Source organism: Nocardia sp. X0981, assembly GCF_977089955.1.
Map to the genome: position 1 here is coordinate 2,542,987 of NZ_OZ372435.1, position 26,773 is coordinate 2,569,759.

At 64.6% G+C, this 26,773-nt stretch carries 21 protein-coding genes, 3 rRNA genes and 1 pseudogene; 20 read left to right on the plus strand and 5 right to left on the minus strand.

Annotated features, from left to right (window positions below):
• Positions 1–7 precede the first annotated feature (7 nt).
• From ACYR7D_RS11050 to ACYR7D_RS11090, 9 genes are all read left to right on the plus strand, one after another.
• The gene (locus ACYR7D_RS11050; RefSeq protein ID WP_459549512.1) at positions 8–475 is read left to right on the plus strand and encodes a hypothetical protein; all 468 of its coding nucleotides are present in this window, start codon (positions 8–10) and stop codon (positions 473–475) included.
• 396 nt (positions 476–871) lie between these two features.
• Positions 872–1,597, plus strand: a complete 726-nt coding sequence (gene atpB, locus ACYR7D_RS11055; RefSeq protein WP_459549513.1) for a F0F1 ATP synthase subunit A — start codon at positions 872–874, stop codon at positions 1,595–1,597.
• Between the two features lie 77 nt (positions 1,598–1,674).
• On the plus strand, positions 1,675–1,923 hold the full coding sequence (locus ACYR7D_RS11060) for an ATP synthase F0 subunit C (protein ID WP_459549514.1): 249 nt from the start codon (positions 1,675–1,677) through the stop codon (positions 1,921–1,923).
• A gap of 5 nt (positions 1,924–1,928) precedes the next feature.
• The gene (locus ACYR7D_RS11065) at positions 1,929–2,489 is read left to right on the plus strand and encodes a F0F1 ATP synthase subunit B (RefSeq protein WP_459549515.1); all 561 of its coding nucleotides are present in this window, start codon (positions 1,929–1,931) and stop codon (positions 2,487–2,489) included.
• Positions 2,490–2,508: 19 nt separating this feature from the next.
• Positions 2,509–3,318: a F0F1 ATP synthase subunit delta gene (locus ACYR7D_RS11070; protein ID WP_459549516.1), complete on the plus strand. Its 810-nt coding sequence runs from the start codon at positions 2,509–2,511 to the stop codon at positions 3,316–3,318.
• Positions 3,319–3,401: 83 nt separating this feature from the next.
• Complete coding sequence (gene atpA / locus ACYR7D_RS11075; RefSeq protein ID WP_459549517.1) at positions 3,402–5,039, plus strand: F0F1 ATP synthase subunit alpha; 1,638 nt, start codon at positions 3,402–3,404, stop codon at positions 5,037–5,039.
• A 61-nt stretch (positions 5,040–5,100) separates the two neighbouring features.
• On the plus strand, positions 5,101–6,072 hold the full coding sequence (locus tag ACYR7D_RS11080) for a F0F1 ATP synthase subunit gamma (protein WP_459549518.1): 972 nt from the start codon (positions 5,101–5,103) through the stop codon (positions 6,070–6,072).
• A gap of 100 nt (positions 6,073–6,172) precedes the next feature.
• Complete coding sequence (gene atpD / locus ACYR7D_RS11085) at positions 6,173–7,621, plus strand: F0F1 ATP synthase subunit beta (RefSeq protein ID WP_459549519.1); 1,449 nt, start codon at positions 6,173–6,175, stop codon at positions 7,619–7,621.
• Positions 7,622–7,625: 4 nt separating this feature from the next.
• The gene (locus ACYR7D_RS11090; RefSeq protein WP_459549520.1) at positions 7,626–8,003 is read left to right on the plus strand and encodes a F0F1 ATP synthase subunit epsilon; all 378 of its coding nucleotides are present in this window, start codon (positions 7,626–7,628) and stop codon (positions 8,001–8,003) included.
• Between the two features lie 6 nt (positions 8,004–8,009).
• Here the strand turns inward: ACYR7D_RS11090 and ACYR7D_RS11095 are convergent, their stop codons facing one another.
• Positions 8,010–8,225, minus strand: a complete 216-nt coding sequence (locus ACYR7D_RS11095; RefSeq protein ID WP_459549521.1) for a hypothetical protein — start codon at positions 8,223–8,225, stop codon at positions 8,010–8,012.
• Positions 8,226–8,264: 39 nt separating this feature from the next.
• Here ACYR7D_RS11095 and ACYR7D_RS11100 point away from each other — a divergent pair, with 39 nt between their 5' ends.
• The 8 genes and pseudogenes from ACYR7D_RS11100 (at position 8,265) to ACYR7D_RS11135 (ending at position 17,719) form a co-directional block, all read left to right on the plus strand.
• Positions 8,265–8,687 carry a DUF2550 domain-containing protein gene (locus ACYR7D_RS11100; protein WP_459549522.1) on the plus strand — a complete coding sequence of 141 codons (423 nt, stop codon included), beginning with the start codon at positions 8,265–8,267 and terminating at the stop codon, positions 8,685–8,687.
• Between the two features lie 82 nt (positions 8,688–8,769).
• A pseudogene (locus ACYR7D_RS11105) lies at positions 8,770–9,339 on the plus strand (cob(I)yrinic acid a,c-diamide adenosyltransferase); the annotation flags it as partial.
• Positions 9,340–9,548: 209 nt separating this feature from the next.
• The gene (murA, locus tag ACYR7D_RS11110; RefSeq protein WP_459549523.1) at positions 9,549–10,805 is read left to right on the plus strand and encodes a UDP-N-acetylglucosamine 1-carboxyvinyltransferase; all 1,257 of its coding nucleotides are present in this window, start codon (positions 9,549–9,551) and stop codon (positions 10,803–10,805) included.
• Positions 10,806–11,318: 513 nt separating this feature from the next.
• Positions 11,319–12,837 (plus strand): 16S ribosomal RNA (locus ACYR7D_RS11115).
• A gap of 337 nt (positions 12,838–13,174) precedes the next feature.
• Positions 13,175–16,303 (plus strand): 23S ribosomal RNA (locus tag ACYR7D_RS11120).
• Between the two features lie 118 nt (positions 16,304–16,421).
• A 5S ribosomal RNA gene (gene rrf, locus ACYR7D_RS11125) occupies positions 16,422–16,538 on the plus strand.
• The 16S, 23S and 5S rRNA genes sit together here, the layout of an rRNA operon.
• 179 nt (positions 16,539–16,717) lie before the next feature.
• Entirely contained in the window at positions 16,718–17,404 is a 687-nt protein-coding gene (nucS, locus tag ACYR7D_RS11130; protein WP_459549524.1) for an endonuclease NucS, read from the plus strand.
• Positions 17,405–17,413: 9 nt separating this feature from the next.
• Positions 17,414–17,719 carry an ATP/GTP-binding protein gene (locus ACYR7D_RS11135; RefSeq protein WP_459549525.1) on the plus strand — a complete coding sequence of 102 codons (306 nt, stop codon included), beginning with the start codon at positions 17,414–17,416 and terminating at the stop codon, positions 17,717–17,719.
• 99 nt (positions 17,720–17,818) lie between these two features.
• Here ACYR7D_RS11135 and ACYR7D_RS11140 read toward each other — a convergent pair whose 3' ends face one another.
• Both ACYR7D_RS11140 and mce read right to left on the minus strand, forming a co-directional pair.
• Complete coding sequence (locus tag ACYR7D_RS11140; protein ID WP_459549526.1) at positions 17,819–18,832, minus strand: hypothetical protein; 1,014 nt, start codon at positions 18,830–18,832, stop codon at positions 17,819–17,821.
• Positions 18,833–18,918: 86 nt separating this feature from the next.
• Positions 18,919–19,392 (minus strand): methylmalonyl-CoA epimerase, encoded by a 474-nt coding sequence (gene mce / locus ACYR7D_RS11145; RefSeq protein WP_459549527.1) that lies wholly within the window; start codon positions 19,390–19,392, stop codon positions 18,919–18,921.
• A 604-nt stretch (positions 19,393–19,996) separates the two neighbouring features.
• Between mce and ACYR7D_RS11150 the strand changes: the two genes are divergently transcribed.
• From ACYR7D_RS11150 to ACYR7D_RS11160, 3 genes are all read left to right on the plus strand, one after another.
• Positions 19,997–21,175 (plus strand): acetyl-CoA C-acetyltransferase, encoded by a 1,179-nt coding sequence (locus tag ACYR7D_RS11150; RefSeq protein WP_459549528.1) that lies wholly within the window; start codon positions 19,997–19,999, stop codon positions 21,173–21,175.
• A gap of 70 nt (positions 21,176–21,245) precedes the next feature.
• Positions 21,246–21,614: a DUF3817 domain-containing protein gene (locus ACYR7D_RS11155; RefSeq protein WP_459549529.1), complete on the plus strand. Its 369-nt coding sequence runs from the start codon at positions 21,246–21,248 to the stop codon at positions 21,612–21,614.
• Positions 21,615–21,675: 61 nt separating this feature from the next.
• Complete coding sequence (locus ACYR7D_RS11160; protein ID WP_459550122.1) at positions 21,676–22,524, plus strand: tetratricopeptide repeat protein; 849 nt, start codon at positions 21,676–21,678, stop codon at positions 22,522–22,524.
• Positions 22,525–22,559: 35 nt separating this feature from the next.
• On the opposite strand, the gene glgB is transcribed toward ACYR7D_RS11160, so the two are convergent.
• Both glgB and ACYR7D_RS11170 read right to left on the minus strand, forming a co-directional pair.
• Positions 22,560–24,767 (minus strand): 1,4-alpha-glucan branching protein GlgB, encoded by a 2,208-nt coding sequence (glgB, locus tag ACYR7D_RS11165; protein ID WP_459549530.1) that lies wholly within the window; start codon positions 24,765–24,767, stop codon positions 22,560–22,562.
• The gene (locus tag ACYR7D_RS11170) at positions 24,724–26,727 is read right to left on the minus strand and encodes an alpha-1,4-glucan--maltose-1-phosphate maltosyltransferase (protein WP_459549531.1); all 2,004 of its coding nucleotides are present in this window, start codon (positions 26,725–26,727) and stop codon (positions 24,724–24,726) included. Before ACYR7D_RS11170 ends, glgB begins: the two co-directional genes overlap by 44 nt.
• Between the last annotated feature and the right edge of the window lie 46 nt (positions 26,728–26,773).

Here is a 26,773-nt window from a genome sequence, read left to right on the forward strand (position 1 = left end):
TCGGGCTGTGTCGACGAGTTCCGCGAGTTCCAGCACCCCCGATCACGCCGACGCCCCGTTGCGTGCGGCACTGCGTTACGGACTGATCGGTCTGGTTGTACTGACGGTTCTGGCGGTGGCGCTGGCGAGTGTGTTCGCGGGCCTGCCGGGGCTGTGGGGGGCGCTGCTCGGGGCGGCCATCGGCGGCGGTTTCATCCTGACCACGGCCGTGGTGGTATTGCTCGGGGCGAAGTTGCCACCCAGCACCGCGGGCCTGGTCATGTTGGTCAGCTGGGTGGGGAAATTGCTGGTGGCGCTGGTTGTCGTCGCGATTCTGCAGCGGTTCGATTTCTATGACCGGGTAGCGCTCTTCCTGACCGTCGTGGGGGCGCTGATCATCGTGCTGGGCGCGGAGACTTACGGTGTATTACGGCAGAAAGTTCCCTATGTAACCGTTCCTGACCAGGGGGAAGATGGGGATTCCGGTCGGGATTGACAAGCTCTACGACAATCTGTCGTAGATAACATCGCCCCCGCTACACGTTGTCGTAGATCTCTTGGTAAAGTCTTGGTAAGCAAGCGACTCGGCAAGGGGTGCCGATCAGGTTTCACGAGCTGTCGCTATGCTACTGCCGTACCGGGTTCGGTAACGAGTTCGGTTCTGCATGTCGACGATGTCGCCGACACACGTACAGATGCCAGCGCGGGTCCCCGCGACAGCTGCTGACGAACTTCGAGCCGACCTCAGTCGACCCACATTGATCGTCAATGTCCGATCGAACCGCGGGAGCGAGAACTTCCCGCGGACCGAACACGGGAGAGAACGCTGAGCGTCACCACCTTGGCCGCGGAGTTCCACGCGCCGTCGCTAACCGACTTCTTCCCTCCGGCGGTGCTGTTCGAGGGAACTCCCATCGAACTCGATCGGCTGATGCTGGTCCGGCTTCTGATGACCGCCGTGCTGGTCGTATTCCTGTTCCTGGCTTTCCGTTCCCCACGACTCGTGCCGAAGAAGCTGCAGAGCATCGGCGAAATGGGGATGCTTTTCGTCAAGGAGCAAATCTGTGACGAGATACTCGGCAAGGAAAACGGTCGCAGGTTCTTCCCGCTCATCGCGACGATCTTCTTCACGGTCCTGTTCCTGAACTTCTCCGGTGTGATCCCCGGTCTGAACATCTCGTCGAACGCGCGGATCGGTATGCCGCTGGTGCTGGCGGTGATCGCGTATATCGCATTCAACTACGTGGGCATCAAGAAGTACGGCTTCTTCACCTACATGCGCAGCAGCATCGTCGTCCCGAATGTGCCGCCGGTCATGCACGTGCTGCTCATTCCGATCGAGTTCATCTCGACCTTCGTGCTGCGCCCGTTCACGCTGACCGTCCGACTCATGGCGAATATGCTCGCCGGTCACATCATGCTCGTGCTGTTCTTCAGCGCGACCCAGTTCTTCCTCTTCGACGCGGACGCCTGGATGAAGGTGTTCTCGCCCTTCTCGCTGCTGGGCGGACTCGCATTCACCCTCTTCGAACTGCTGGTCATTTTCCTGCAGGCCTATGTGTTCGCGTTGCTGACCGCCGTGTACATCAGCCTCGCCCAGCACGCCGCCGACCACTGATCGACCGGAACAACCGATAAGGACCTGCTGCACCACGCCGTCCGGCGGGTGAGCAACAGAAAGGGAATGGAAGACTCATGAGCCTCTCGTACCTGGCCCAGGAAGCTGCCACCAACGAATCCACGCTGCGCGGCCTGGGCGCCGTCGGCTACGGCCTGGCCGCTATCGGCCCGGGCGTCGGCGTCGGTATCGTCGTCGGTAAGGCGATCGAGGGTCTTGCCCGTCAGCCCGAACTCGCCGGCCAGATCCGGACCAACATGTTCCTCGGCATCGCGTTCACCGAAGCCCTGGCGCTGATCGGTCTCGTCGCCGGCTTCATCTTCTGATTCCGATGATGGAGTTCACTCTGTTCGCGGCGGCAGAAGGAGAGGATGTGAACCCTCTTCTTCCCGCGACATACGACATCGTCTGGTCGGCGATCTGCGTAGCGATCATCGCTTTCGTGGTCTACAAGTACGTCGTTCCGCGCCTGACCAAGGTGTTGGACGAGCGCGCCGACAAGATCGAGGGTGGCATCGAACGGGCCGAATCGGCGCAGGCCGAGGCCCAGGAGACGCTGCAGCAGTACCAGAAGCAGCTGGCCGACGCTCGGCTGGAAGCGGCGAAGATCCGCGAAGACGCCCGTACCCAGGGCCAGCAGATCCTCGCCCAGATGAAGGCCGACGCCCAAGCCGAGAGCGACCGTATCGTCGCGGCCGGGCACACCCAGCTGGAAGCCCAGCGTCAGCAGATCCTGACCGAACTGCGTGCCGAGGTCGGCCGCACCGCCGTGGATCTGGCCGAGAAGATCATCGGGCAATCGGTATCGGACGAGGCCAAACAGGCCGCGACGATCGAGCGATTCCTCGACGAGATCGACCGGTCGGATGCCGGCATCGGGGTCGGAAGGTAACGACGGAGGCGTGAGAACCATGTACGCAGCAAGCCGTGAGGCCAGCTCCCGGTCCAAGGAGGCGCTTCGGGCCGCGCTGACCGGAAGCAACGGTGTCGCGGCCACGACGGGGTCCGAACTGTTCGCCGTTGTCGACGTACTGGACGACCAGCGTCCGCTGCGTGTGGCGCTCGCGGACGTGTCGGTACCGGGTTCGGCGCGTGCCGAACTGAGCGAGCGGGTTTTCGGGAGCCGGGTCAGTGCTGCCACCCAGGCGGTGCTGACCACCGCGGTGGCCCAGAACTGGTCCCGTGCCCGCGACCTGGTCGACACCCTGGTACTGCTCGGGCAGCTGGCGCTGCTGGAATCAGCGTCCGAACAGGGCCGGCTCACCGCGGTCGAGGACGAACTGTTCCGTCTGGGCCGGATCATCAACGAGAACCCGCAGTTGGAGCAGGCCCTGTCCGACCGCACCGGATCGGCCGAGGCCAAGCGGGAACTGCTCGAGCGGCTGCTGTCCGGGAAGACCGAGCCGATCACCCAGGCCCTGGCCGAACAAGTGGTGACCAGGCAGCGCGCCGGAATCGGTCCCGCCTTCGACGAACTGTCCGACCTGGCCGCGTCCCGGCGGGAGCAGATCGTCGCCCATGTGCGCGCGGCGATCGCGCTGACCGATTCCCAGCGGGAGCGGCTGGCGGGCTCACTGGCACGTATCTACGGCAAGGCGGTCACCGTGCACGTCGCCGTCGATCCCGGCCTGTTGAGCGGGCTCGTCGTGCGCATCGGTGACGATGTGATCGACGGCAGTGCGATCGGCCGACTGGAACGGCTGCGCCGCTCGCTGACCTAGCGGTACGCCAACCGGGTCCCCCCGGCGCACCGGCCGCATACACCCCCCGACATTCCAGACCAGAGACCGAGAGCAGGAAGAACATGGCGGAGCTGACGATCTCCTCCGACGAGATCCGTAGCGCGATCGAAAGCTACACCCAGAGCTACACCCCGGAAACCTCCATCGAGGAAGTCGGTGTGGTCACCGACACCAGCGACGGCATCGCGCACGTCAGCGGCCTCCCGTCGGCCATGGCCAACGAGCTGCTCGAATTCCCGGGTGGCGTGCTCGGCGTCGCGCTGAACCTCGAGGACCGTGAAATCGGTGCCGTCGTTCTCGGCGAGTTCGCCGAGATCGAAGAGGGCCAGCAGGTGCGCCGCACCGGCGATGTGCTCTCGGTCCCGGTCGGCGACAAGTTCCTCGGCCGCGTCGTGAACCCGCTCGGCCAGCCGATCGACGGTCTGGGCGAAATCGAAGCCGACGACCGCCGCGTCCTGGAACTGCAGGCCGCCACGGTGCTGGAGCGCCAGCCGGTGGAGGAGCCGCTGGCCACCGGTATCACCGCGATCGACGCGCTGACGGCCATCGGCCGCGGCCAGCGTCAGCTGGTCATCGGCGACCGCAAGACCGGTAAGACCGCGGTCTGCATCGACGCGATCCTGAACCAGAAGGCCAACTGGGAGTCGGGCGATCCGACCAAGCAGGTGCGCTGCATCTACGTGGCGATCGGTCAGAAGGGTTCCACCATCGCGGGCGTCAAATCCGCCCTCGAGGAGCACGGAGCGCTGGAGTACACCACCATCGTCGCGGCCCCGGCCTCCGATTCCGCCGGTTTCAAGTGGCTGGCCCCCTACACCGGCTCGGCCATCGGCCAGCACTGGATGTACCAGGGCAAGCATGTGCTGATCGTGTTCGACGATCTGACCAAGCAGGCCGAGGCCTACCGCGCCATCTCGCTGCTGCTGCGCCGCCCGCCGGGCCGCGAGGCCTACCCGGGTGACGTCTTCTACCTGCACTCGCGTCTGCTGGAGCGTTGCGCCAAGCTCTCCGACGAGATGGGCGGCGGTTCGATGACCGGTCTGCCGATCATCGAGACCAAGGCCAACGACATCTCGGCCTTCATCCCGACCAACGTCATCTCCATCACCGACGGTCAGGTCTTCCTGGAGTCCGACCTGTTCAACAAGGGCGTCCGCCCGGCGATCAACGTCGGTACCTCGGTGTCCCGTGTCGGTGGCGCCGCGCAGACCAAGGGCATGAAGAAGGTCGCCGGTTCGCTGCGTCTGGAAATGGCCCAGTACCGCGAGCTGGAGGCGTTCTCCGCCTTCGCCTCCGATCTGGACGCCGCTTCGCTGGCCCAGCTCGAGCGCGGTGCCCGCTGGGTGGAACTGCTCAAGCAGGACCAGTACTCGCCGGTCGCGGTCGAAGATCAGATCGTATCGATCTTCCTGGTCGACAACGGTTACTACGATTCGGTGCCCGTGGCCGATATCCGCCGCTTCAACACCGAGCTGCTCGAAGATCTGCACAGCAACGCCGCCGAGGCCTTCGCGAGCATCGCCGGCGGCAAGGTGCTCGAAGGTGAGGCCGCCGAGCAGATCAAGACGGCCACCGACAACTTCAAGCAGAGCTTCCTGGCCTCCGACGGCAGCCGCGTGGTGAACGAGGCCGAAGCCGGGGAACTGGAGAGCGAAGAGGTCGAGTCGCTGTCGGTCACCCGCAAGCACGTCGAGAAGTAGACCGGGCGAACCATGCGCTGTTTTCCTGTAACGCCGCGAACGAAGGGAGTGTGAACCGCCGATGGCCAACTTGCGCGAGCTGCGCTCCCGTATTCGTGGTATCAACTCGATCAAGAAGATCACCAAGGCCCAGGAGCTGATCGCGACCTCGCGCATCTCCAAGGCCCAGGCTCGGGTAGCGGCCGCGAAGCCGTACTCCGAGGAGATCACCAAGGTGGTCGCGGAGCTGGCGAGTGCGTCGAAGAACCTGTCGCACCCGCTGCTCACCGAACGCCCGGACCCCAAGCGTGCCGCCGTCCTGGTGATCACCAGCGATAGCGGTATGTGCGGTGGTTACAACTCCAATGTGCTCAAACGGGCCGAGGAGCTGATGGTCACCCTGCGCGACGAGGGCAAGGAACCGGTGCTCTACGTCATGGGCAACAAAGGCCTGACGTACTACACCTTCCGTAACCGCCGGCCGGTCGCCGCGTGGACCGGGTTCTCGCAGCAGCCGAAGTACCCCGATGCCTCGGCGGCCTGCAACCACCTGGTCGAGAGCTTCATGGCCGGGTCCGCGGGCGAGGTTCCGGCGCCGGACGGCACCGGTTCCATCGCCGGCGTGGACGAACTCCATATCGTCTACACCCGCTTCGTGAGCATGCTGACGCAGACGCCGGAGGTGCGCCGGATGGCGCCGATCCAGATCTCCTTCGTCGACGAGAACTTCGACCTGGGCAAGGACATGCTGTCCGATTCGCCCACGGCCGAGGTACGAGCACAGTACGAATTCGAGCCCGACGCCGATGTACTGCTGGCGGCGCTGCTGCCCAAGTACATCAATACGCGGATCTATGCGTCATTGCTCGAGGCAGCGGCATCCGAGTCGGCGGCTCGGCGCACCGCAATGAAGGCGGCCACCGATAACGCCAACGAGTTGGCGAGTTCCCTGTCCCGGCAGGCCAACTCGGTGCGTCAGGCCAACATCACGCAGGAAATCAGCGAAATCGTCGGTGGCGTGAACGCCCTGGCGGCCAGCTCGGAACGCGACTGATGGCGGTATGAGCGACGGGCCCGGAGGCGGCAGCGCAGTGTAACCACGAAGGGCCCGCGAATACCGCAAATCGACTTCAGCAGGAAGAGAACCAGACACAATGACCGCAGCTGTTACTCGAGAAGAGTCGAGCCGGACCGGTGCCGCCACGGGCCGCGTGGTCCGCGTCATCGGCCCCGTCGTGGACGTCGAATTCCCACGGGGCTCCATCCCAGACCTGTTCAACGCCCTCAACGCCGATATCACTCTGAAGGCGGTGGCCAAGACCCTGACCCTCGAGGTCGCCCAGCACCTCGGTGACAACATCGTGCGCACCATCTCGATGCAGCCCACCGACGGCCTGGTCCGCGGCGCCGAGGTCCGTGACTCCGGCAAGCCGATCTCGGTGCCCGTCGGTGATGTCGTCAAGGGCCACGTTTTCAATGCCCTCGGCGAATGCCTCGACACGCCCGGTCTCGGCCGGGACGGCGAGCAGTGGGGCATCCACCGCAAGCCGCCGAGCTTCGACCAGCTCGAGGGCAAGACCGAGATCCTCGAGACCGGTATCAAGGTCATCGACCTGCTGACCCCGTACGTCAAGGGCGGCAAGATCGGCCTGTTCGGTGGTGCCGGTGTCGGTAAGACCGTGCTGATCCAGGAGATGATCACCCGTATCGCGCGGGAGTTCTCCGGTACCTCGGTGTTCGCCGGTGTCGGTGAGCGTACCCGTGAGGGCACCGACCTGCGTCTCGAGATGGAGGAGATGGGCGTCCTCCAGGACACCGCCCTCGTCTTCGGCCAGATGGACGAGCCGCCGGGCACCCGTATGCGCGTCGCCCTGTCCGCGCTGACCATGGCGGAGTACTTCCGCGATGTGCAGCACCAGGACGTGCTGCTGTTCATCGACAACATCTTCCGGTTCACCCAGGCCGGTTCCGAGGTGTCGACCCTGCTGGGCCGGATGCCCTCGGCTGTCGGTTACCAGCCGACCCTGGCCGACGAGATGGGTGAACTGCAGGAGCGCATCACCTCGACCCGCGGCCGGTCCATCACCTCGCTGCAGGCCATCTACGTGCCCGCCGACGACTACACCGACCCGGCCCCGGCGACCACCTTCGCCCACCTGGACGCGACCACCGAGCTCTCCCGCCCGATTTCGCAGAAGGGTATCTACCCCGCCGTCGACCCGCTGACCTCGACCTCTCGTATCCTCGAGGCCTCGATCGTCGGCGACCGGCACTTCGCGGTGGCCAACGAGGTGAAGCGGATCCTGCAGAAGTACAAGGAACTGCAGGACATCATCGCCATCCTCGGTATGGATGAGCTCTCCGAAGAGGACAAGGTTCTCGTCGGTCGCGCCCGCCGGTTGGAGAAGTTCCTCGGCCAGAACTTCATCGTGGCCGAGAAGTTCACCGGTCAGCCGGGTTCGGTCGTGCCGCTGGAACAGACCATCGACGATTTCGACCGGGTCTGCAAGGGCGAATTCGACCACTTCCCGGAGCAGGCGTTCAACAGCTGCGGTGGTCTCGACGATGTCGAGGCGGCCGCGAAGAAGATCGCCGGAAAGTAGTCCGATGGCGGATATGTCAGTGGATCTCGTCGCGGTCGAGCGGCGACTGTGGTCGGGCCGGGCGAGTTTCGTCAGCGCCCAGACCACCGAGGGACAGATCGGTATCATGCCCGGTCACGAACCCCTGCTCGGCCAGCTGGTCGAGGGCGGCACGGTGACCATCGTGGACAGCGAGGGCCAGCGGATCGTGGCCGCGGTGCACGGCGGATTCTTCTCCGTCACCGCCGATACGGTGCGCGTGCTGGCCGAGAGCGCCGAGTTCTCCTCGGAGGTCGATATCGAGACGGCACGTAAGGTGCTGTCCGACGGTTCGGCATCGCCGGAAGCGCAGCTGGCCGCTCAGGGCCGGGTGCGTGCGGTGGAACAGTCGACCTCGTCCTGAACGCCCCTACGGGCAACCGAACGGAAACAGGCTCCGGCCGGCGACGAACTCTTCGTCGCCGGCCGGAGTTCGTTCATCCGGCGGGTCCGTGACGTGAATGTGGTCACCGTCCACCGGCAGGATCGATGACATCACGTCGGTCACGCCCTCCCTGTGCTGTTTGTAGACTGGTTCATGGTTGAATGTCGTCGGGTGTACCGGCCGGGCGTAGTCGGCGGTCACCGCGGATGAGCGAAGGGATGTGCGGCATTGCAGACCGGGATGGTGCTTTTGATCATTCTGGTGCTCGTGCTGGTCGCGTTGGCCCTGGTTTCCACCTATCGCCTGGTGATGTTGCGGCGCGGCGGTACGGCCGCCATTCTCCGCGTACTGCCCGCTCGGGGCGGGGAGCGCTGGCGCCACGGTGTCATCCGCTACGACGAGGATCATCTCGTCTTCTTCAAGCTCACCAGTCTCAAACTCGGCGCGGATTCGGTGATCCGTCGCCGCGGTATCGAAATCGGCGACCGCCGCAAGCCGCAGGGTGACGAATACGACATCATGACCGACGAGATCTCGGTTATCGGCGTGTCGGACCGCGGCGGCGACTACGAGCTGGCGCTGGATCGGGACGCCCTGACCGCTTTTCTGTCCTGGGTGGAGTCCCGGCCCTCCGAGCGGGCCCGTAGGTTGCGCGGCCACTGAATCGCCGGAAGCCGGCGGGGCGGTACGAAGACGTGCTCGCCGGGAGCCCGTCGTGGTACGGCCGAGCGTTTATGGTGGGTCTGTGAGCGTGCACCTGACGCGGATATACACCCGGACCGGCGACGACGGGACCACCGGGCTCAGTGATTTCTCCCGCGTGGCCAAAACCGATTCGCGGCTGGTCGCGTACGCGGACTGCGACGAGGCCAATGCCGCGCTGGGTGTGGCCATCGCCCTGGGTGCTCCGGGACCGGCGTTGACGGCAGTGCTGCGCGGGATACAGAACGACCTGTTCGACGCGGGGGCGGATCTGTCCACGCCGGTGGTGGAGAACCCGAAGTATCCACCGTTGCGGATCACCCCGGCCTATATCGAACGTCTGGAAGCCTGGTGCGACGAGTTCAACGCGGAGCTGGCTCCGCTGAACTCGTTCATCCTGCCGGGCGGTAGCCCGCTCGCCGCGCTGCTGCACACCGCCCGCACGGTTGTGCGTCGTGCCGAACGCTCGGCCTGGGCAGCGGTCGCGGCTCATCCCGACGATACGAGTGCGCTACCGGCGAAGTACCTCAACCGGTTGTCGGATCTGCTGTTCATCCTCAGCCGCTACACCAACCCGGAAGGCGATGTGCTCTGGCGGCCCGGGGGCGGCCGGGGCGACGATACGGAGACGCCGCGGCCCGAGCGGAGCGAACAAACCGGAGCGGAGTCCGGTTCGGGTAGCGCGCCCGGCGGCTGAGGCCGGCACCGGCGACGGACCGGACCGGAGGTGGCCGTCCGGTGTTCTTTCGGCCGACAGCGTGCAGCGATCGTCGGCGCTCTATCCTTGCACTCACTGGTGCGCCGAATACTCGGAGAGGCGGCATGGAACGGTTTTTGGTAACTGGCGGCAACCGGCTGGTCGGTGAGGTCTCGGTGGGGGGCGCCAAGAACAGCGTCTTGAAACTGATGGCCGCTGCCCTCCTCACCGAAGGCACCACCACCATTACGAACTGCCCGGATATCCTCGATGTCCCGTTGATGGCGGAGGTGCTGCGCGGTCTCGGCTGCGATGTCACCATCACCGGTGACGTGGTGACCATCGACACCCCGGCCGAGCCCAAATACCACGCCGACTTCCCGGCGGTGACCCAGTTCCGTGCCTCGGTCTGCGTCCTCGGTCCGCTGATGGCCCGTTGTAAACGGGCGGTGGTCGCGCTGCCGGGCGGGGACGCGATCGGTTCCCGGCCGCTGGATATGCACCAGGCAGGTCTGCGGTTGCTCGGTGCCACCAGCGAGATAGAGCACGGTTGCGTGGTGGCCCGGGCCGACGAGCTGCAGGGCGCCCGGATCCGGCTGGACTTCCCGTCGGTCGGTGCCACCGAGAACATCCTCATGGCCGCGGTGCTGGCCCAGGGGGAGACGGTGATCGACAATGCCGCCCGCGAACCCGACATCGTCGACCTGTGCACCATGCTCACCCAGATGGGCGCCCGGATCCGGGGTGCCGGTACCTCGGTGCTGACCATCCACGGCGTGAAGCGGCTCTCACCCACCACTCATCGAGTGATCGGCGACCGTATCGTCGCCGCGACCTGGGGTATAGCCGCCGCCATGACCATGGGTGATGTGCGGGTGACCGGCGTCAATCCCCAGCATCTCGCGCTGGTGCTGGACAAACTGCGCTCCGCCGGTGCGCGTATCTCGTTCGAACCGGACGGCTTCCGGGTGCTCCAGCCGGACCGCCCGCGAGCGGTGAACTTCTCGACGCTGCCCTTCCCCGGGTTCCCCACGGATCTGCAGCCGATGGCCATCGGCCTGGCGGCGATCGCGGACGGTACGTCGATGATCACCGAGAACGTCTTCGAGGCGCGGTTCCGTTTCGTGGAGGAGATGATCCGCCTCGGGGCCGATGCCCGCACCGACGGTCATCATGCGGTGGTCCGCGGAATCCCGCGGCTGTCCAGTGCGCCCGTCTGGTCCTCCGATATCCGGGCCGGCGCCGGTCTGGTGCTTGCCGGATTGGTCGCCGATGGGGTCACCGAGGTGCACGACGTATTCCATATCGACCGCGGTTATCCGAACTTCGTGGAGAAACTCCGGGCGCTCGGTGCGGATGTCGAACGGGTGGGTACCGCGTGATGACTATTCCGCGTCGGCAGGCGTTCTCGAGCGCATCGAAATATGCGCCGAGAACCACTGTTGACCAGGCGATTTGACATTGAATTGGATGCCGCGTAACTTTATCCAAGTCAGAGCGACACGGACACCGACCAGGGGCCCGGAGCGAGGCGGAAACGCCGAGCCGGAGGGACCAGGGAAACGAGGTAGGACGAGGAGCGCCTGACGATCACACTGGCTCGACCGGGACGCCGATTTGCAATCGGAAAAACGGATGAGCTAAGCTTAGGAAGTTGCCTCACTGATCGAGCGGCTCAAATGCCGCGAGACAGAGTGTGCGTGTGTTCTTTGAGAACTCAATAGTGTGTTGATGAATGTCAGTGCCAAATATTTAATTTGGTTTCGGTTCTTCATACCCCCGTGTGGAGGGCCGAACATTTAAGTCAGCTAAATTCCGGCTGGCGATTTGTTTTGCTGGGTTTTCGGACTCTAGTTTGTACTTTTGATTGCGCCTTCGGGTGTGATTGTGAGTCTTCAACGGAGAGTTTGATCCTGGCTCAGGACGAACGCTGGCGGCGTGCTTAACACATGCAAGTCGAGCGGTAAGGCCCTTCGGGGTACACGAGCGGCGAACGGGTGAGTAACACGTGGGTGATCTGCCTCGCACTCTGGGATAAGCCTGGGAAACTGGGTCTAATACCGGATACGACCGTCAACCGCATGGTTGGTGGTGGAAAGATTTATCGGTGCGAGATGAGCCCGCGGCCTATCAGCTTGTTGGTGGGGTAATGGCCCACCAAGGCGACGACGGGTAGCCGGCCTGAGAGGGCGACCGGCCACACTGGGACTGAGACACGGCCCAGACTCCTACGGGAGGCAGCAGTGGGGAATATTGCACAATGGGCGGAAGCCTGATGCAGCGACGCCGCGTGAGGGATGACGGCCTTCGGGTTGTAAACCTCTTTCGACTCCGACGAAGCGAAAGTGACGGTAGGAGTATAAGAAGCACCGGCCAACTACGTGCCAGCAGCCGCGGTAATACGTAGGGTGCGAGCGTTGTCCGGAATTACTGGGCGTAAAGAGCTTGTAGGCGGCTTGTCGCGTCGATCGTGAAAACTCGGGGCTCAACCCCGAGCTTGCGGTCGATACGGGCAGGCTTGAGTACTGCAGGGGAGACTGGAATTCCTGGTGTAGCGGTGAAATGCGCAGATATCAGGAGGAACACCGGTGGCGAAGGCGGGTCTCTGGGCAGTAACTGACGCTGAGAAGCGAAAGCGTGGGTAGCGAACAGGATTAGATACCCTGGTAGTCCACGCCGTAAACGGTGGGTACTAGGTGTGGGTTTCCTTCCACGGGATCCGTGCCGTAGCTAACGCATTAAGTACCCCGCCTGGGGAGTACGGCCGCAAGGCTAAAACTCAAAGGAATTGACGGGGGCCCGCACAAGCGGCGGAGCATGTGGATTAATTCGATGCAACGCGAAGAACCTTACCTGGGTTTGACATACACCGGAAACCTGCAGAGATGTAGGCCCCCTTGTGGTCGGTGTACAGGTGGTGCATGGCTGTCGTCAGCTCGTGTCGTGAGATGTTGGGTTAAGTCCCGCAACGAGCGCAACCCTTATCTTATGTTGCCAGCGCGTAATGGCGGGGACTCGTGAGAGACTGCCGGGGTCAACTCGGAGGAAGGTGGGGACGACGTCAAGTCATCATGCCCCTTATGTCCAGGGCTTCACACATGCTACAATGGCCGGTACAGAGGGCTGCGATACCGTGAGGTGGAGCGAATCCCTTAAAGCCGGTCTCAGTTCGGATCGGGGTCTGCAACTCGACCCCGTGAAGTTGGAGTCGCTAGTAATCGCAGATCAGCAACGCTGCGGTGAATACGTTCCCGGGCCTTGTACACACCGCCCGTCACGTCATGAAAGTCGGTAACACCCGAAGCCGGTGGCCTAACCCCTCGTGGGAGGGAGCCGTCGAAGGTGGGATCGGCGATTGGGACGAAGTCGTAACAAGGTAGCCGTACCGGAAGGTGCGGCTGGATCACCTCCTTTCTAAGGAGCATTCTCCACGCCGGCTCGAACAGTCGAGTCCCGGTCGTGGCAGAGACCATTCCGGAAGCGAATGTCTTCCGATGGTGCTCATGGGTGGAACGCTGACATGCGCCGGCCGTGTGCCCTTCCTCTCGCGAGGCGGGGTGGCCGGATTTCAAGTAGTCAACACACTGTTGGGTCCTGAAAGAACAGACGTTCTTTCCAGGCAAAAGATACGATCCGCTCGGATCTCCGTCATACCGCGAGGGCTTCTGCCGAAGTCGTCGGCTGGTGCGGGTGCAAGGTTCGGGTGGGTGTGTTGTTTGAGAACTGCACAGTGGACGCGAGCATCTTTGTTTTGTAAGTGTTTTAGAGCGTTCGGTGGATGCCTTGGCACCAGGAGCCGATGAAGGACGTAGGAGGCTGCGATAAGCCTCGGGGAGCTGCCAACCGAGCTGTGATCCGAGGGTGTCCGAATGGGGAAACCCAGCACGAGTGATGTCGTGTTACCCGCACCTGAATATATAGGGTGTGTGGAGGGAACGTGGGGAAGTGAAACATCTCAGTACCCACAGGAAGAGAAAACAACATGTGATTCCGTGAGTAGTGGCGAGCGAAAGCGGATGAGGCTAAACCAGGCACGTGTGATACCCGGCAGGGGTTGCGTGTGTGGGGTAGTGGGGTCATTCTTCCCGATTCTGCCGGATCGGGCGGGAGTAAGAAACCGTTGTGTTAGCTGAAGTGGTCTGGGACGGCCTGTCGTAGAGGGTGAGAATCCCGTAGGCGAAAACTCAACGGCTCCCGTGGATGATGCCCGAGTAGCAGCGGGCCCGTGAAATCTGCTGTGAATCTGCCGGGACCACCCGGTAAGCCTGAATACTCCCTGGTGACCGATAGCGGACTAGTACCGTGAGGGAAAGGTGAAAAGTACCCCGGGAGGGGAGTGAAATAGTACCTGAAACCGTGCGCTTACAATCCGTCAAAGCCTGCGCCACTTCGGTGGGTGGGTGATGGCGTGCCTTTTGAAGAATGAGCCTGCGAGTTAGCGGCATGTGGCGAGGTTAACCCGTGTGGGGTAGCCGTAGCGAAAGCGAGTCCGAACAGGGCGTTCCAGTCGCGTGTTCTAGACCCGAAGCGGAGTGATCTACCCATGGCCAGGGTGAAGCGACGGTAAGACGTCGTGGAGGCCCGAACCCACTTAGGTTGAAAACTGAGGGGATGAGCTGTGGGTAGGGGTGAAAGGCCAATCAAACTCCGTGATAGCTGGTTCTCCCCGAAATGCATTTAGGTGCAGCGTCACGTGTTTCACACCGGAGGTAGAGCTACTGGATGGCCTAGGGGGCCCACAAGCTTACCGAAGTCAGCCAAACTCCGAATGCCGGTGTGTGAGAGCGTGGCAGTGAGACTGCGGGGGATAAGCTTCGTAGTCGAGAGGGAAACAGCCCAGATCGCCGGCTAAGGCCCCTAAGCGTGTACTAAGTGGAAAAGGATGTGGGATTGCGCAGACAGCCAGGAGGTTGGCTTAGAAGCAGCCACCCTTGAAAGAGTGCGTAATAGCTCACTGGTCGAGTGATCCTGCGCCGACAATGTAGCGGGGCTCAAGTACACCGCCGAAGCCGCGGCAGTCGCACAAGACATCCACACATCCCTGCGGGGGTGTGTGCAGTGGTGCGGCTGGGTAGGGGAGCGTCGTGTAGCCAGGGAAGCAGCGGGGTGACCCAGTTGTGGAGGCTGCGCGAGTGAGAATGCAGGCATGAGTAGCGAAAGACGAGTGAGAAACTCGTCCGCCGAATGACCAAGGGTTCCTGGGCCAGGTTAATCCGCCCAGGGTGAGTCGGGACCTAAGGCGAGGCCGACAGGCGTAGTCGATGGACAACGGGTTGATATTCCCGTACCCGTGTATCCGCGCCCAATGGCGAATCATCTGTGCTAAGTGCCCAAAACCTGAGCGATCTCCTTCGGGAGACGTGAGGGGGCTGCGCACGACCCCGGGTGTAGTAGTCAAGCGATGGGGTGACGCAGGAAGGTAGCTGGGCCAGTCAGTGGTTGTACTGGTGTAAGCCTGTAGGGCGTTGTGTAGGCAAATCCGCACAACATCAGCCTGAGAGGTGATGCGTAGCCGATTGAGGCGAATTCAGTGATCCTATGCTGCCGAGAAAAGCCTCTAGTGAGTTGGTACACGGCCCGTACCCCAAACCGACACAGGTGGTCAGGTAGAGAATACTAAGGCGATCGAGAGAACTGTGGTCAAGGAACTCGGCAAAATGCCCCCGTAACTTCGGGAGAAGGGGGGCCCGAGCTGGTGACGGAATTCACTTCCCGAGCTGGTTTGGGCCGCAGAGACCAGAGAGAAGCGACTGTTTACTAAAAACACAGGTCCGTGCGAAGTCGTAAGACGATGTATACGGACTGACGCCTGCCCGGTGCCGGAAGGTTAAGAGGACCGGTTAGCGCTTCGGCGCGAAGCTGAGAATTTAAGCCCCGGTAAACGGCGGTGGTAACTATAACCATCCTAAGGTAGCGAAATTCCTTGTCGGGTAAGTTCCGACCTGCACGAATGGCGTAACGACTTCTCTGCTGTCTCGACCACAGACTCGGCGAAATTGCATTACGAGTAAAGATGCTCGTTACGCGCGGCAGGACGAAAAGACCCCGGGACCTTCACTATAGCTTGGTATTGGTGTTCGGTACGGTTTGTGTAGGATAGGTGGGAGACTATGAAACGGGCACGCCAGTGTCCGGTGAGTCGTCGTTGAAATACCACTCTGATCGTATTGGACCTCTAACCTCGGACCATGATCTGGTTCAGGGACAGTGCCTGGTGGGTAGTTTAACTGGGGCGGTTGCCTCCCAAAATGTAACGGAGGCGCCCAAAGGTTCCCTCAGCCTGGTTGGCAATCAGGTGTCGAGTGCAAGTGCACAAGGGAGCTTGACTGTGAGACAGACATGTCGAGCAGGGACGAAAGTCGGGACTAGTGATCCGGCACCGGCAAGTGGAAGCGGTGTCGCTCAACGGATAAAAGGTACCCCGGGGATAACAGGCTGATCTTCCCCAAGAGTCCATATCGACGGGATGGTTTGGCACCTCGATGTCGGCTCGTCGCATCCTGGGGCTGGAGTAGGTCCCAAGGGTTGGGCTGTTCGCCCATTAAAGCGGCACGCGAGCTGGGTTTAGAACGTCGTGAGACAGTTCGGTCTCTATCCGCCGCGCGCGTTGGAAACTTGAGGAAGGCTGTCCCTAGTACGAGAGGACCGGGACGGACGAACCTCTGGTGTGCCAGTTGTCCCGCCAGGGGCACGGCTGGTTGGCTACGTTCGGAAGGGATAACCGCTGAAAGCATCTAAGCGGGAAGCCTGTTCCAAGATGAGGTTTCCCACCACCCCGAGTGGTTAAGGCCCCCTACAGACCATGGGGTTGATAGGCCGGAACTGGAAGCACGGTAACGTGTGGAGGTGACCGGTACTAATAGGCCGAGGACTTACAAACAAAGGTTGCTACGCGTCCACTGTGCAGTATCTGAAACAACACACAGATACAGAAGACACCACACCACCCCCTCACCGGGCCCGTGTGACAATCTCTCTGTGTGACAGTTTCATAGAGTTACGGCGGTTATAGCGGCAGGGAAACGCCCGGTCCCATTCCGAACCCGGAAGCTAAGCCTGCCAGCGCCGATGGTACTGCACTCGACAGGGTGTGGGAGAGTAGGACACCGCCGGAACATATTTCCCTCGAGGGGGCCCGATATCGGGCCCCCTCGAGGCGTTTTCGGGGGTTTTCTCACTATCGGATCGACCGGCGGGGCCGGCGGTAGACCATCCGATGGTCAACAGTTCACGGCCGGTAGGGGTTCGGCGACCTGTGCGGGCGCCGCGATGCTCAGCGCCTAGACTCAGCCGGATGCGACTCGTGATTGCTCGTTGCCAGGTCGACTACGTGGGGCGGTTGACCGCTCATCTGCCGATGGCGCGCCGGCTGCTGGTGCTCAAAGCGGACGGGTCGGTACTGGTGCATTCCGACGGGGGTTCGTACAAGCCCCTGAACTGGATGAGTCCGCCGTGCCGGCTGGCCGAGCGACAGCCCGATCCGGCGGCGGAACAGTTGAAGGCGCTGTGGGTGGTGAGCAACAAGGCGGGGGAGGAGCTGCGGATCGGTATCGAGGAGATCGAGCACGATTCCAGCCACGACCTCGGCGTGGACCCGGGGTTGGTGAAGGACGGGGTGGAAGCGCATCTGCAGGAGCTGCTGGCCGAGCACGTGGAGACGCTCGGTACCGGGTACAGCCTCATCCGCCGCGAGTACATGACGGCGATCGGTCCGGTGGACCTGCTGTGCCGGGACGCGGACGGGCAGACGGTGGCGGTGGAGATCAAGCGGCGCGGTGAGATAGACGGGGTGGAGCAGCTCACCCGCTACCTGGAACTGTTGAACCGGGACCCGCTGTTGAAGCCGGTGGCGGGGGTGTTCGCGGCGCAGCAGATCAAACCACAGGCACGTACCTTGGCGGAGGATCGTGGGATCCGCTGCCTCACCCTGGATTACGACGCCCTACGTGGCACGGAGAGCAACGAATTCCGGCTCTTCTAAGCTGGAGGTATGCCACGGAGGAAACCGCGTAACGAGCGCCACACGGCGCCGTCGCGGCAATTGGGGACCGGGCTGGGGGATGTCTACCGCAGGACGGAGACCGGGCCGGACGGAGACGAGTACGTGGTACGCACCGTGCCCGGCTCGCGGGCGGTGAAGCGGTACCGCTGTCCCGGATGTGATCACGAGATCATGCCGGGGGTGGCGCATGTGGTGGCCTGGCCGATGGACGGTGGGGAAACCGATCGCCGGCACTGGCACCGGGGATGCTGGAGTGGACGACGTACCCGCGGGATCACCCGGCGCTGGTCCTGATCCCGGGTGGTGCGCCGGGGCGCGGATATGGGGAAGGCCGCCCCGGCGGGGCGGCCTTCGGTTGGTTCACGGTGTCGCCGTATGCGTCCGACAGCAGCTCTAGTTGCTGATGTCGGCGCTTTCTCGTTCTTCCTCGACGATATCGTCGGCCTCGTCTTCGGCGCTCAGCTCGGGGATCGCCTTCTGCCGCGATCCGCCGACCGACTTGTTCTGGCCGCCGCCGATGGACTTGCGCGGCTGTTCGGGCACACCGTCGAGCAGTTCGCTCTCCCGGTTGACCGCCGCGAGCATGGCGGGCACCGAATCGAGCTGGCCGCGGATACCGAGCAGCTGGGCAAGCACCCGGCCACGCAGTACGCGCATCTCCTCGGCCAGTTCCTTCGCGTGCGCGATCTTGCGCTCGGAGGTCTGGGTGGCCGAGGTGATGAGACGGTTGGCCTCGTCGGTGGCGTCCTTGATGCGCTGAGCGGCCTCGGCGCGGCTGGTGGCCTCCAGCTCCTCCATGGCGCGGGTCAGCTTGGTACGCCGCTCCGCCATGGTGACCTCGAAGTCCTGCTGGGCCGCCTTGCGCTTGGCCTCGGACTCCTTGGCCAGACGCTCGGATTCGGCCTGGGCGGCCTCGATGATCTTCGCGGATTCGGTACGAGCGTTGGCCAGCGTCTGCTCGTACTCGATCTCGAGAGCTTCGCGCTTCTCCTTGGTCTCGGCGAGCAGCGATTCGTACTTGCCGCGCATTTCCGCGGCCTGCTGCTCGGCGATGGATACCATCTCCGCGGCTTCGGCCTGCGCGAGAGCGCGAACTTCGGACGCCTCGTCGGAGGCCAATCGCAGCATGCGGGAGATGCGATCGCTCATCCCCTCCGCGGTGGTCGGCGGTACGGAGAGCCGGTCGACTTCCTTACGGAGCTCGTCGATTTCGTCTCGGGCGTCTTCCAGCTGACTGGCGAGATTCCGGGCCTGGGCGGCGGCGGCATCACGGTCGGTGGCGGTTACCCGCAACTCGGCATCGAAGCGGTCGAAATAGTTACGCACCTCGTCTTGCGCATAACCCTTGCGCACAACGGTGAAGGGCAGCGCAACGAAGCGATTGCGATCGGACTCGGGTGACGACATGGCCAACAAACTACAGCCTGAGACCCGCGCATGGTGACTCGACCGGAATTGTTATCGGAGGGACTCCTGAAAGCCCGATTTCGATACTAATGCGTAACATTCGGATCCGGCTCGAGTAGCTCGACCAGCACACCGCCAGCATCCTTCGGGTGGACGAAATTGATCCGGGAGTCGGCGGTGCCCCGGCGCGGCGACTCGTAGAGCAGGCGCAGGCCGCGATCACGCAGATATGCGGAAACGGCTTCGATATCGGTGACACGGAAGGCCAGCTGCTGCAGGCCCGGCCCGCTCCGGTCGATGAACTTCGCGATGGTGGAGGTCTCGTCCAGGGGGGCCAGCAACTGCAGAGCAGTCGATTCGTCCTCGGCGGCCGGCGCGGAAAGCATCGCTTCTTGAACGCCCTGTTCCTCGTTGACCTCTCGGTGGGTTTCGACCAGGCCCAGATTCTCGGCGTACCAAGCGACAGCCGCGTCGAGGTCGGGAACGGCGATACCGACGTGGTCCACGGCGACGATGTAGTCGGCGGGAATGAATTCTGATGACGGGGTAGCGGTGCTCACCCTTCGAAAGTAGCGCGTTCCGGTTCGGCCGTGGCGGGTGCGACCCCGATCGGCCGCAAATTGAGGGCGGGCGACCTCGGGTATCCGCGGGCGATCTGCGGATACCTCCGGAAAGGTCGGGAGCCGCCACAAGCTACCGTGGAGTAGACCGCCCGTGCGCGTCCCACCGGACGTGCGCGCCGAAGGCCGGTCCGGACCGGGTGGGGTCGCGGGATCCGTCGCAGACGGCCTCGATACCCCTCCGCCTGTAACAGGCGGGATACGCCCGGCCCCGAGCCGCCGGAGGGATCGCAGCGACCGGCCGACGGAAGTGGAGAACCGGGATCGACAGGGCCGACCGGCACCGCCGGACACGTCCCGGGTAACAAACCCGCCCGGTCCGAAGCGACCAGAGGAAGGGCACGGCGACCTACCGATGGGAGTGACGGCCCGGAGCCCGGCCCGCCACCGAGTGGTGCCACATTCGTGGTGGGGGCCCGCCCCGGGGCTGGAGCGGCCAGAGGATAGGGAGCGCAGCGACCGACCGGCGGGGTGAAGACCCGGGGTCCCGAGGGCCCCGACCGCGCGCCGCCGGAAGCGGCGCCATAGATACAGGAGGCTCGTCGTGACCAACTCCGTGATCGTCGCCGGGGCGCGTACCCCCGTCGGCCGGCTGCTGGGCGGCCTGAAGGATTTCAGCGGTTCGGATCTGGGCGGTTTCGCGATCGCCGCGGCGCTGGAGAAGGCCGGAGTGCGTGGCGACCAGGTCGACTACGTGATCATGGGGCAGGTGCTCACCGCGGGTGCGGGACAGATCCCGGCGCGGCAGGCCGCGGTCGCCGGTGGTATCCCGATGAATGTTCCGGCACTCACCCTCAACAAGGTGTGCCTGTCCGGGATCAATGCGATCGCGCTGGCGGATCAGCTGATCCGGGCCGGTGAGTACGAGATCGTGGTCGCCGGCGGCCAGGAGTCCATGAGCCGCGCGCCGCATATGCTCGAGAAGAGTCGCACGGGATTCAAGTACGGCGATGTGACGCTGCGGGACCATATGGCCTACGACGGTTTGCACGATATCTTCACCGATCAGGCGATGGGCGCGCTCACCGAACAGCGCAACGACAGCGAACCGGTCACGCGCGCCGATCAGGACGCGTTCGCCGCAGCCTCGCACCAGCGGGCGGCCGCCGCGTGGAAGAACGGGGTGTTCGACGACGAGGTCGTACCGGTCGAGGTGCCGCAGCGCAAGGGCGATCCGGTCGTGGTCCGGCAGGACGAGGGGATCCGGGCCGACACCACCGTGGAATCGCTGAGCAAGCTGCGCCCGTCGTTCCGTGCGGACGGCACCATCACGGCCGGGTCGGCCTCGCAGATCTCCGACGGTGCCGCCGCGGTGGTGGTGATGAGTAAGACCAAGGCGCAGGAGCTGGGGTTGAGCTGGATCGCCGAGATCGGCGCGGCCGGTGTGGTGGCCGGACCGGATTCGACCCTGCAGGACCAGCCCGCCGATGCGATCGCCAAGGCCTGCGCCAAGGAGGGGATCGCGCCCGCCGATCTGGACCTGGTGGAGATCAACGAGGCCTTCGCCGCGGTCGGGATCGCCTCGACCCGCAAACTCGGTATTGATCCGGAGAAGGTGAACGTCAACGGTGGTGCCATCGCCATCGGGCATCCGCTCGGTATGTCGGGCGCGCGGATCGTGCTGCATCTGGCGCTGGAATTGCGGCGGCGTGGCGGTGGGATCGGCGCGGCGGCCCTGTGCGGCGGTGGCGGTCAGGGTGATGCGCTGATCATCAAGGTTTAGAACATCCGGTATGCCCGGTGTGACCGATTCGGCTACGACGCTCTGTAGTGGCTAGGGCACAATGGTGCGCATGAACTTCCTTGGTCTGCGCACCACTGCCGGTCGGTTCCGATTCTTCGCGGTGCTCGAGGCGCTGTCCTGGCTGGGACTACTGATCGGGATGGCCTTCAAGTACCTCCCCGAAGAGGGCAACGAGATCGGGGTGAAGATCTTCGGCCCGGTACACGGCGGTGTCTTCGTCCTCTTCCTGCTGGTGGCTCTGCTGGCCTCTCGCGAGCTGGAGTGGAACTGGAAGACCACGGTGCTGGCCCTGCTGTCCAGCATCCCGCCCTTCTTCACCGTCCTCTTCGAGGTCTGGGCCGTGCGCACCGGCAAACTGGTCGAACCCGCCACGGATTCGACCGCCGAGTCCCCGAAGACTCTCGCCGCCTCCTCGTGACAAACTGGACCCTGTGACTCGACCAGCAGCTCGCCGTCCTTCACCCGCCGTAGCCGCCGCCATGTCCGGGGCGGTGGATCTGTCCGCTCTGAAACAGCCCCCCGCGGGCGCGGCCGCCGCGAGCGGTGACCATACGGTCACCGAGGCGGATTTCGAAGCCAAGGTGCTGCGCCGCTCCACACAGGTGCCGGTGGTGGTGGCGCTGTACTCCCAGCGCAGCCCCGGCAGTATCGAACTGGTGCAGTTGCTCGAGCGCCTGGTGACCGAGGCGAACGGCAGCTGGGATCTGGCGGCCGTCGAAGCCGAGAGCAATATGCGGATCGCGCAGGCGTTCGGGGTGCAGGGTATTCCCACGGTGATCGCCGTGGCGGCCGGGCAGCCGCTGGCCGATTTCCAGGGCGCTCAGCCCGAACCGCAGGTCCGGCAGTGGCTGGCCGCCGTGGTTCAGGCGGTGGAGGGCAAGCTCGAAGGTGATCCGGGAGTGGAACCGGAACAGCCCGCCGACCCACGTTTCGCCACGGCGGAGGCCCTGCTGGAACAGGGCGATTTCGCCGGCGCGGCATCGGCCTACGAGTCGATCCTCGCGCAGGAGCCCGGTAACGCCGAGGCCAGAGCGGCGCTGCGGCAGGTGAATTTCCTGGGGCGGGCCCAGGAGCTACCGGAATCGGCGATCGCCGCCGCCGATGCGGATCCGGGCAATGTCGCCGCCGCGCTGGACGCCGCCGATGTGGAATTGTTCCAGCAGCGTCCCGAGGCGGCGTTCGACCGGCTGATCGCGATGGTCGCGCGCACCTCGGGCGACGACCGCACCGCTGTGCGCACCCGGCTGCTCGAGCTCTTCGAACTGTTCGACCAGGCGGAACCGTTCGTGGTGGCGGCCCGCCGGAAACTGGCGACCGCGCTGTACTGAGCCGTATCCGCCGGGCCGGGCACCAGCCCGGCGGATCAGGGACGCGCGACCAGCCAGATGACGCTGAGCGGCCCGAGAGTGATCGCGGCCGAAGCCGGCCGATCGTGCCGGCCGATCGGTTCGGCGTACACCATCCCGAGGTTCCCGCAGCCTGTTCCCCCGTATTCGAGCGCGTCGGTGTTCAGGATCTCGATCCAGTCGCCGTCGGCCGGGAGGCCGATCCGGTAGCCGGTACGGGTGGCGCCGGAGAAGTTGCAGACACAGGCGACCGTGCTGCCGTCGGCCGCGTGCCGGAGGAAGGCCAGCACATTGCTCTCCCGGTCGTCGCAGGTGATCCACGAATGACCGCCGGGGGTGGTGTCCTGGCTCCACAGCGCCGGATGCGCCCGGTACACGCGGTTGAGGTCGCCGACCAGTACCTGGATACCGCGGTGCAGCGGGTTGTCGAGTTCGTGCCAGTCGAGCGGGTGATCGTGCCACCACTCGCGGTAGTGACCGAACTCCTGGCCCATGAACAACAGCTGTTTGCCGGGGTGGGCCCACATATAGGCGAGCAGGGCGCGGACCCCACCGGCCTTGGCGAACTCGTCACCGGGCATCCGGGTCCACAGCGTGCCCTTGCCGTGGACCACCTCGTCGTGGCTGAGCGGGAGCACGTAGTTCTCGCTCCACGCGTACATCACCGAGAAAGTGATCTCGTTGTGGTGCCAGGCCCGGTGCACGGGGTCGCGGCCGAGGTAGCCGAGAGTGTCGTGCATCCAGCCCATATTCCATTTCATGGTGAAACCGAGCCCACCGACCTCGGTGGCGCGGGTGACCCCGGGCCAGGTGGTGGACTCCTCGGCGATGGTGACCACGCCGGGGTAGGAGGTGTGCAGGCTCTCGTTCAGCTCGGTGAGGAAGGCGACGGCTTCCAGATTCTCCCGGCCGCCGTGGGCATTCGGTTCCCAACCATCCGTGGGCCGGGCGTAGTCGAGGTAGAGCATGGCGGCCACCGCGTCGACGCGCAGCCCGTCGATATGGAATTCCTCGATCCAGTACCGGGCGTTCGCCACGAGAAAATTGCGCACCTCGGGACGGCCGTAGTCGAAGACGTAGGTGCCCCATTCGGGCTGTTCGCCGCGCCGCGGGTCGGGGTGTTCGTAGAGGGCGGTGCCGTCGAACCGGGCCAGGGCCCAGGCGTCGCGCGGGAAATGCGCGGGCACCCAGTCCAGGATGACACCGATACCCTCGGCGTGCAGGTGGTTCACGAAGGCGCGGAATTCGTCGGGGGTGCCGAAGCGCGCGGTCGGGGCGTAGTACGAGGTGACCTGATAACCCCAGGATCCGCCGAACGGATGCTCGGCGACGGGCAGGATTTCGATATGGGTGAAGCCGAGGCGGCGTACGTACTCGCTGAGTTGTTCGGCCAGCTCCGGGTAGGTCAGCCCGGGCCGCCAGGACGCGAGGTGGACCTCGAAGATACTCAGCGGCGCTCGAGTGGGGTCGGTGCGGGCCCGGGCGGCGAGCCAGTGCTGATCGGTCCAGCGGTGCCGGGATTCGGTGACCACCGAGGCGGTGGCCGGGGGGATCTCGGTGGCGAAGGCGAGCGGGTCGGCGTGATCGGCCGTGCGGCCGTCGGCGGCGTGCACGCGGTACTTGTAGCGGTCGCCGGGGGTCGCGCCGGGTACGAAGACCTCCCACACACCGGAGTTCCCGAGCACCCGCATCGGCCAGGTACCGCCGTGCCAGTGGTCGAAATCGCCGAAAACCGTGACACCCCGCGCATTGGGTGCCCATACCGCGAACGAGACCCCGGTGACCTCGCCGTCCAGGCCGGGATAGCGGCGCGGATGGGCGCCGAGGACCTGCCACAGGCGCTGATGGCGGCCCTCGTTGACGAGGTGCAGGTCGAGGTCGCCGAGGGTCGGTAGATACCGGTAGCCGTCGGCGGTGACGGTGGTGGGGTGGTGCGGGTGGGTCGTGACGATCCGGTAGTCCAGTAGCTCCGGGTAGGGCAGGACGGCCGCGAAGACGCCGTGCTCCAGGGCCTCCAGCCGGTGTTCGGTGCCGCCGACCAGTACGGACACCGATTCCGCCGTCGGCCGCAGCACCCGGACGACGGTGCCGTCCGGGTGGGGATGGGCACCGAGGACGGTATGGGGGTCGGGGTGGCTACCGGCGGCGAGCAGCAGCAGATCGCGCCGGTTCACGGCGGCCTCATCGGAAGGTCCTGCGGTGGGCCAGCCCGGCTCGGGCCTCATGCGGTACGGACGGCAGGGCGATGATGTGGGCCACCGCGCGGGCGGGGTCCAGGCGGATGTAGTTGGTCTGCCCCCAGTGGTACTGCTCGCCACTGATCTCGTCGTACACCACCGGGTGGTCGTGCCATTCGCGGCCGATGGCGGGCAGATCCAGCGAGAGCATGCCCTGTTCGGCGCCGAAGGGGTTCAGATTCACCACCATCAGTACGGCGTCCCCGGTGGCCGGGTCGACCTTCGAGTACGCCAGCAATTCGTCGTTGTCGATGTGGTGGAAGTGCAGGCAGCGCAGCTGCTGAAGCGCGGGGTGCCGGCGGCGGATTTCGTTCAGGCGGGTGAGCAGGGGTTCCAGCGATTCACCGCGAGCCCGGGCCTCGGCGAACGGCCGGGGCCGTAGTTCGTACTTCTCCGAATCCAGGTATTCCTCACTGCCCGGGCGTACCGCTTGATGTTCGTAGAGTTCGTATCCGGAGTAGACACCCCAGCTCGGACCGAGGGTGGCGGCCAGTACGGCCCGGATCGCGAACATACCCGGGCCCCCGTGTTGCAGGCTCTCGTGCAGGATGTCCGGGGTGTTGACGAACAGGTTGGGTCGTGCCTCGTCGGCCTTGGCCGCGAGCTCCAGCCCGAACTCGGTGAGCTCGTGTTTGCGGGTCCGCCAGGTGAAATAGGTATAGGACTGGCTGAAACCGCGGCGGGCCAGACCGTAGAGACGGGCCGGGTAGGTGAAGGCCTCGGACAGGAAGATCACATCCGGATCGGTCCGGCGGATCGCCGCCAGCAGCCACTCCCAGAAATCGGCCGGTTTGGTGTGCGGATTGTCGACGCGGAAGATCTTCACTCCCAGTCCGATCCAGTACCGCACCACCCGCAGCACCTCGGCGTACAAGCCGTCGGGGTCGTTGTCGAAATCGAGCGGATAGATGTCCTGATACTTCTTGGGCGGATTCTCGGCGTAGGCGATGGTGCCGTCGGGCAGGGTGGTGAACCATTCGGGGTGCGCGCTCACCCACGGGTGGTCCGGGGCGCACTGCAGCGCGAGGTCCAGCGCCACCTCCAGGCCCAGTTCCGCCGCGGCGCGGACGAAGGCGGTGAAATCGGCTTCGGTGCCGAGCTGCGGATGGAAGGCATCGTGGCCGCCGGCGGCCGAGCCGATCGCCCACGGTGAGCCGATATCGTCGGGGCCCGCGACGAGCGCGTTGTTGCGGCCCTTGCGGTTCACCGAGCCGATGGGATGGATCGGCGGAAGGTAGACGACATCGAAACCCATGGCCGCGATCCGGGGCAGTTCGGCGGCCGCGGTCGCGAACGTGCCGTGGATCGGGGTTCCATCGGCGGCGCGGCCTCCGGTGGATCGCGGGAAGAATTCGTACCACGAGCCGGTACGGGCGCGGGGACGTTCCACCAGGACCGAGAACTGCGGGCCGCGGGTGAGCAGATCGCGCAGGGGATTGTCGCGCAGTATCGCGGCGACCTCGTCGGTGAATGCCGGAGCCACCCGGGCGGGCAGCGGTTCGGTACCGCGTAGCGCGGCCGCCACCGCGCGCAGCCGCTCGAATTCTTTTTTGGGCACCGTTCCGGCAGCCCGTTCGAACAGGCGGGCGCCGGTCTCCAGATCATTGGCGAGTTCGGCCGCGCCCTGCCCGACCGCCAGTTTCGCCTCCACCGCCGCGCGCCAGGTGGCCAGGGAATCGGCCCAGCCCTCGACCCGGTAGTGCCACAGCCCCGGCGTATCGGGGGTGAAGATGCCGTTGAAGACATCGGGCTCGTAGTCGGGGGTCATCGCGACCCGGGTGGAACGAGACGAACCCGGAGGCCGTACGGCGAGGGTCGCGCCCACTGTGCCGTGCCCGTCGCGCCACACCACGGCCCGCACCGGGAAAACCTCCCCGACCACGGCCTTCGCCGGATAGCCTCCGGGGAGGTGCGGGGCGGTGTCATCGATGGCGATGCGGCCGGTCATCCACACAACGTTATTGGCGGGTGGCCGTCCCGGCGTCGCGGCCCCC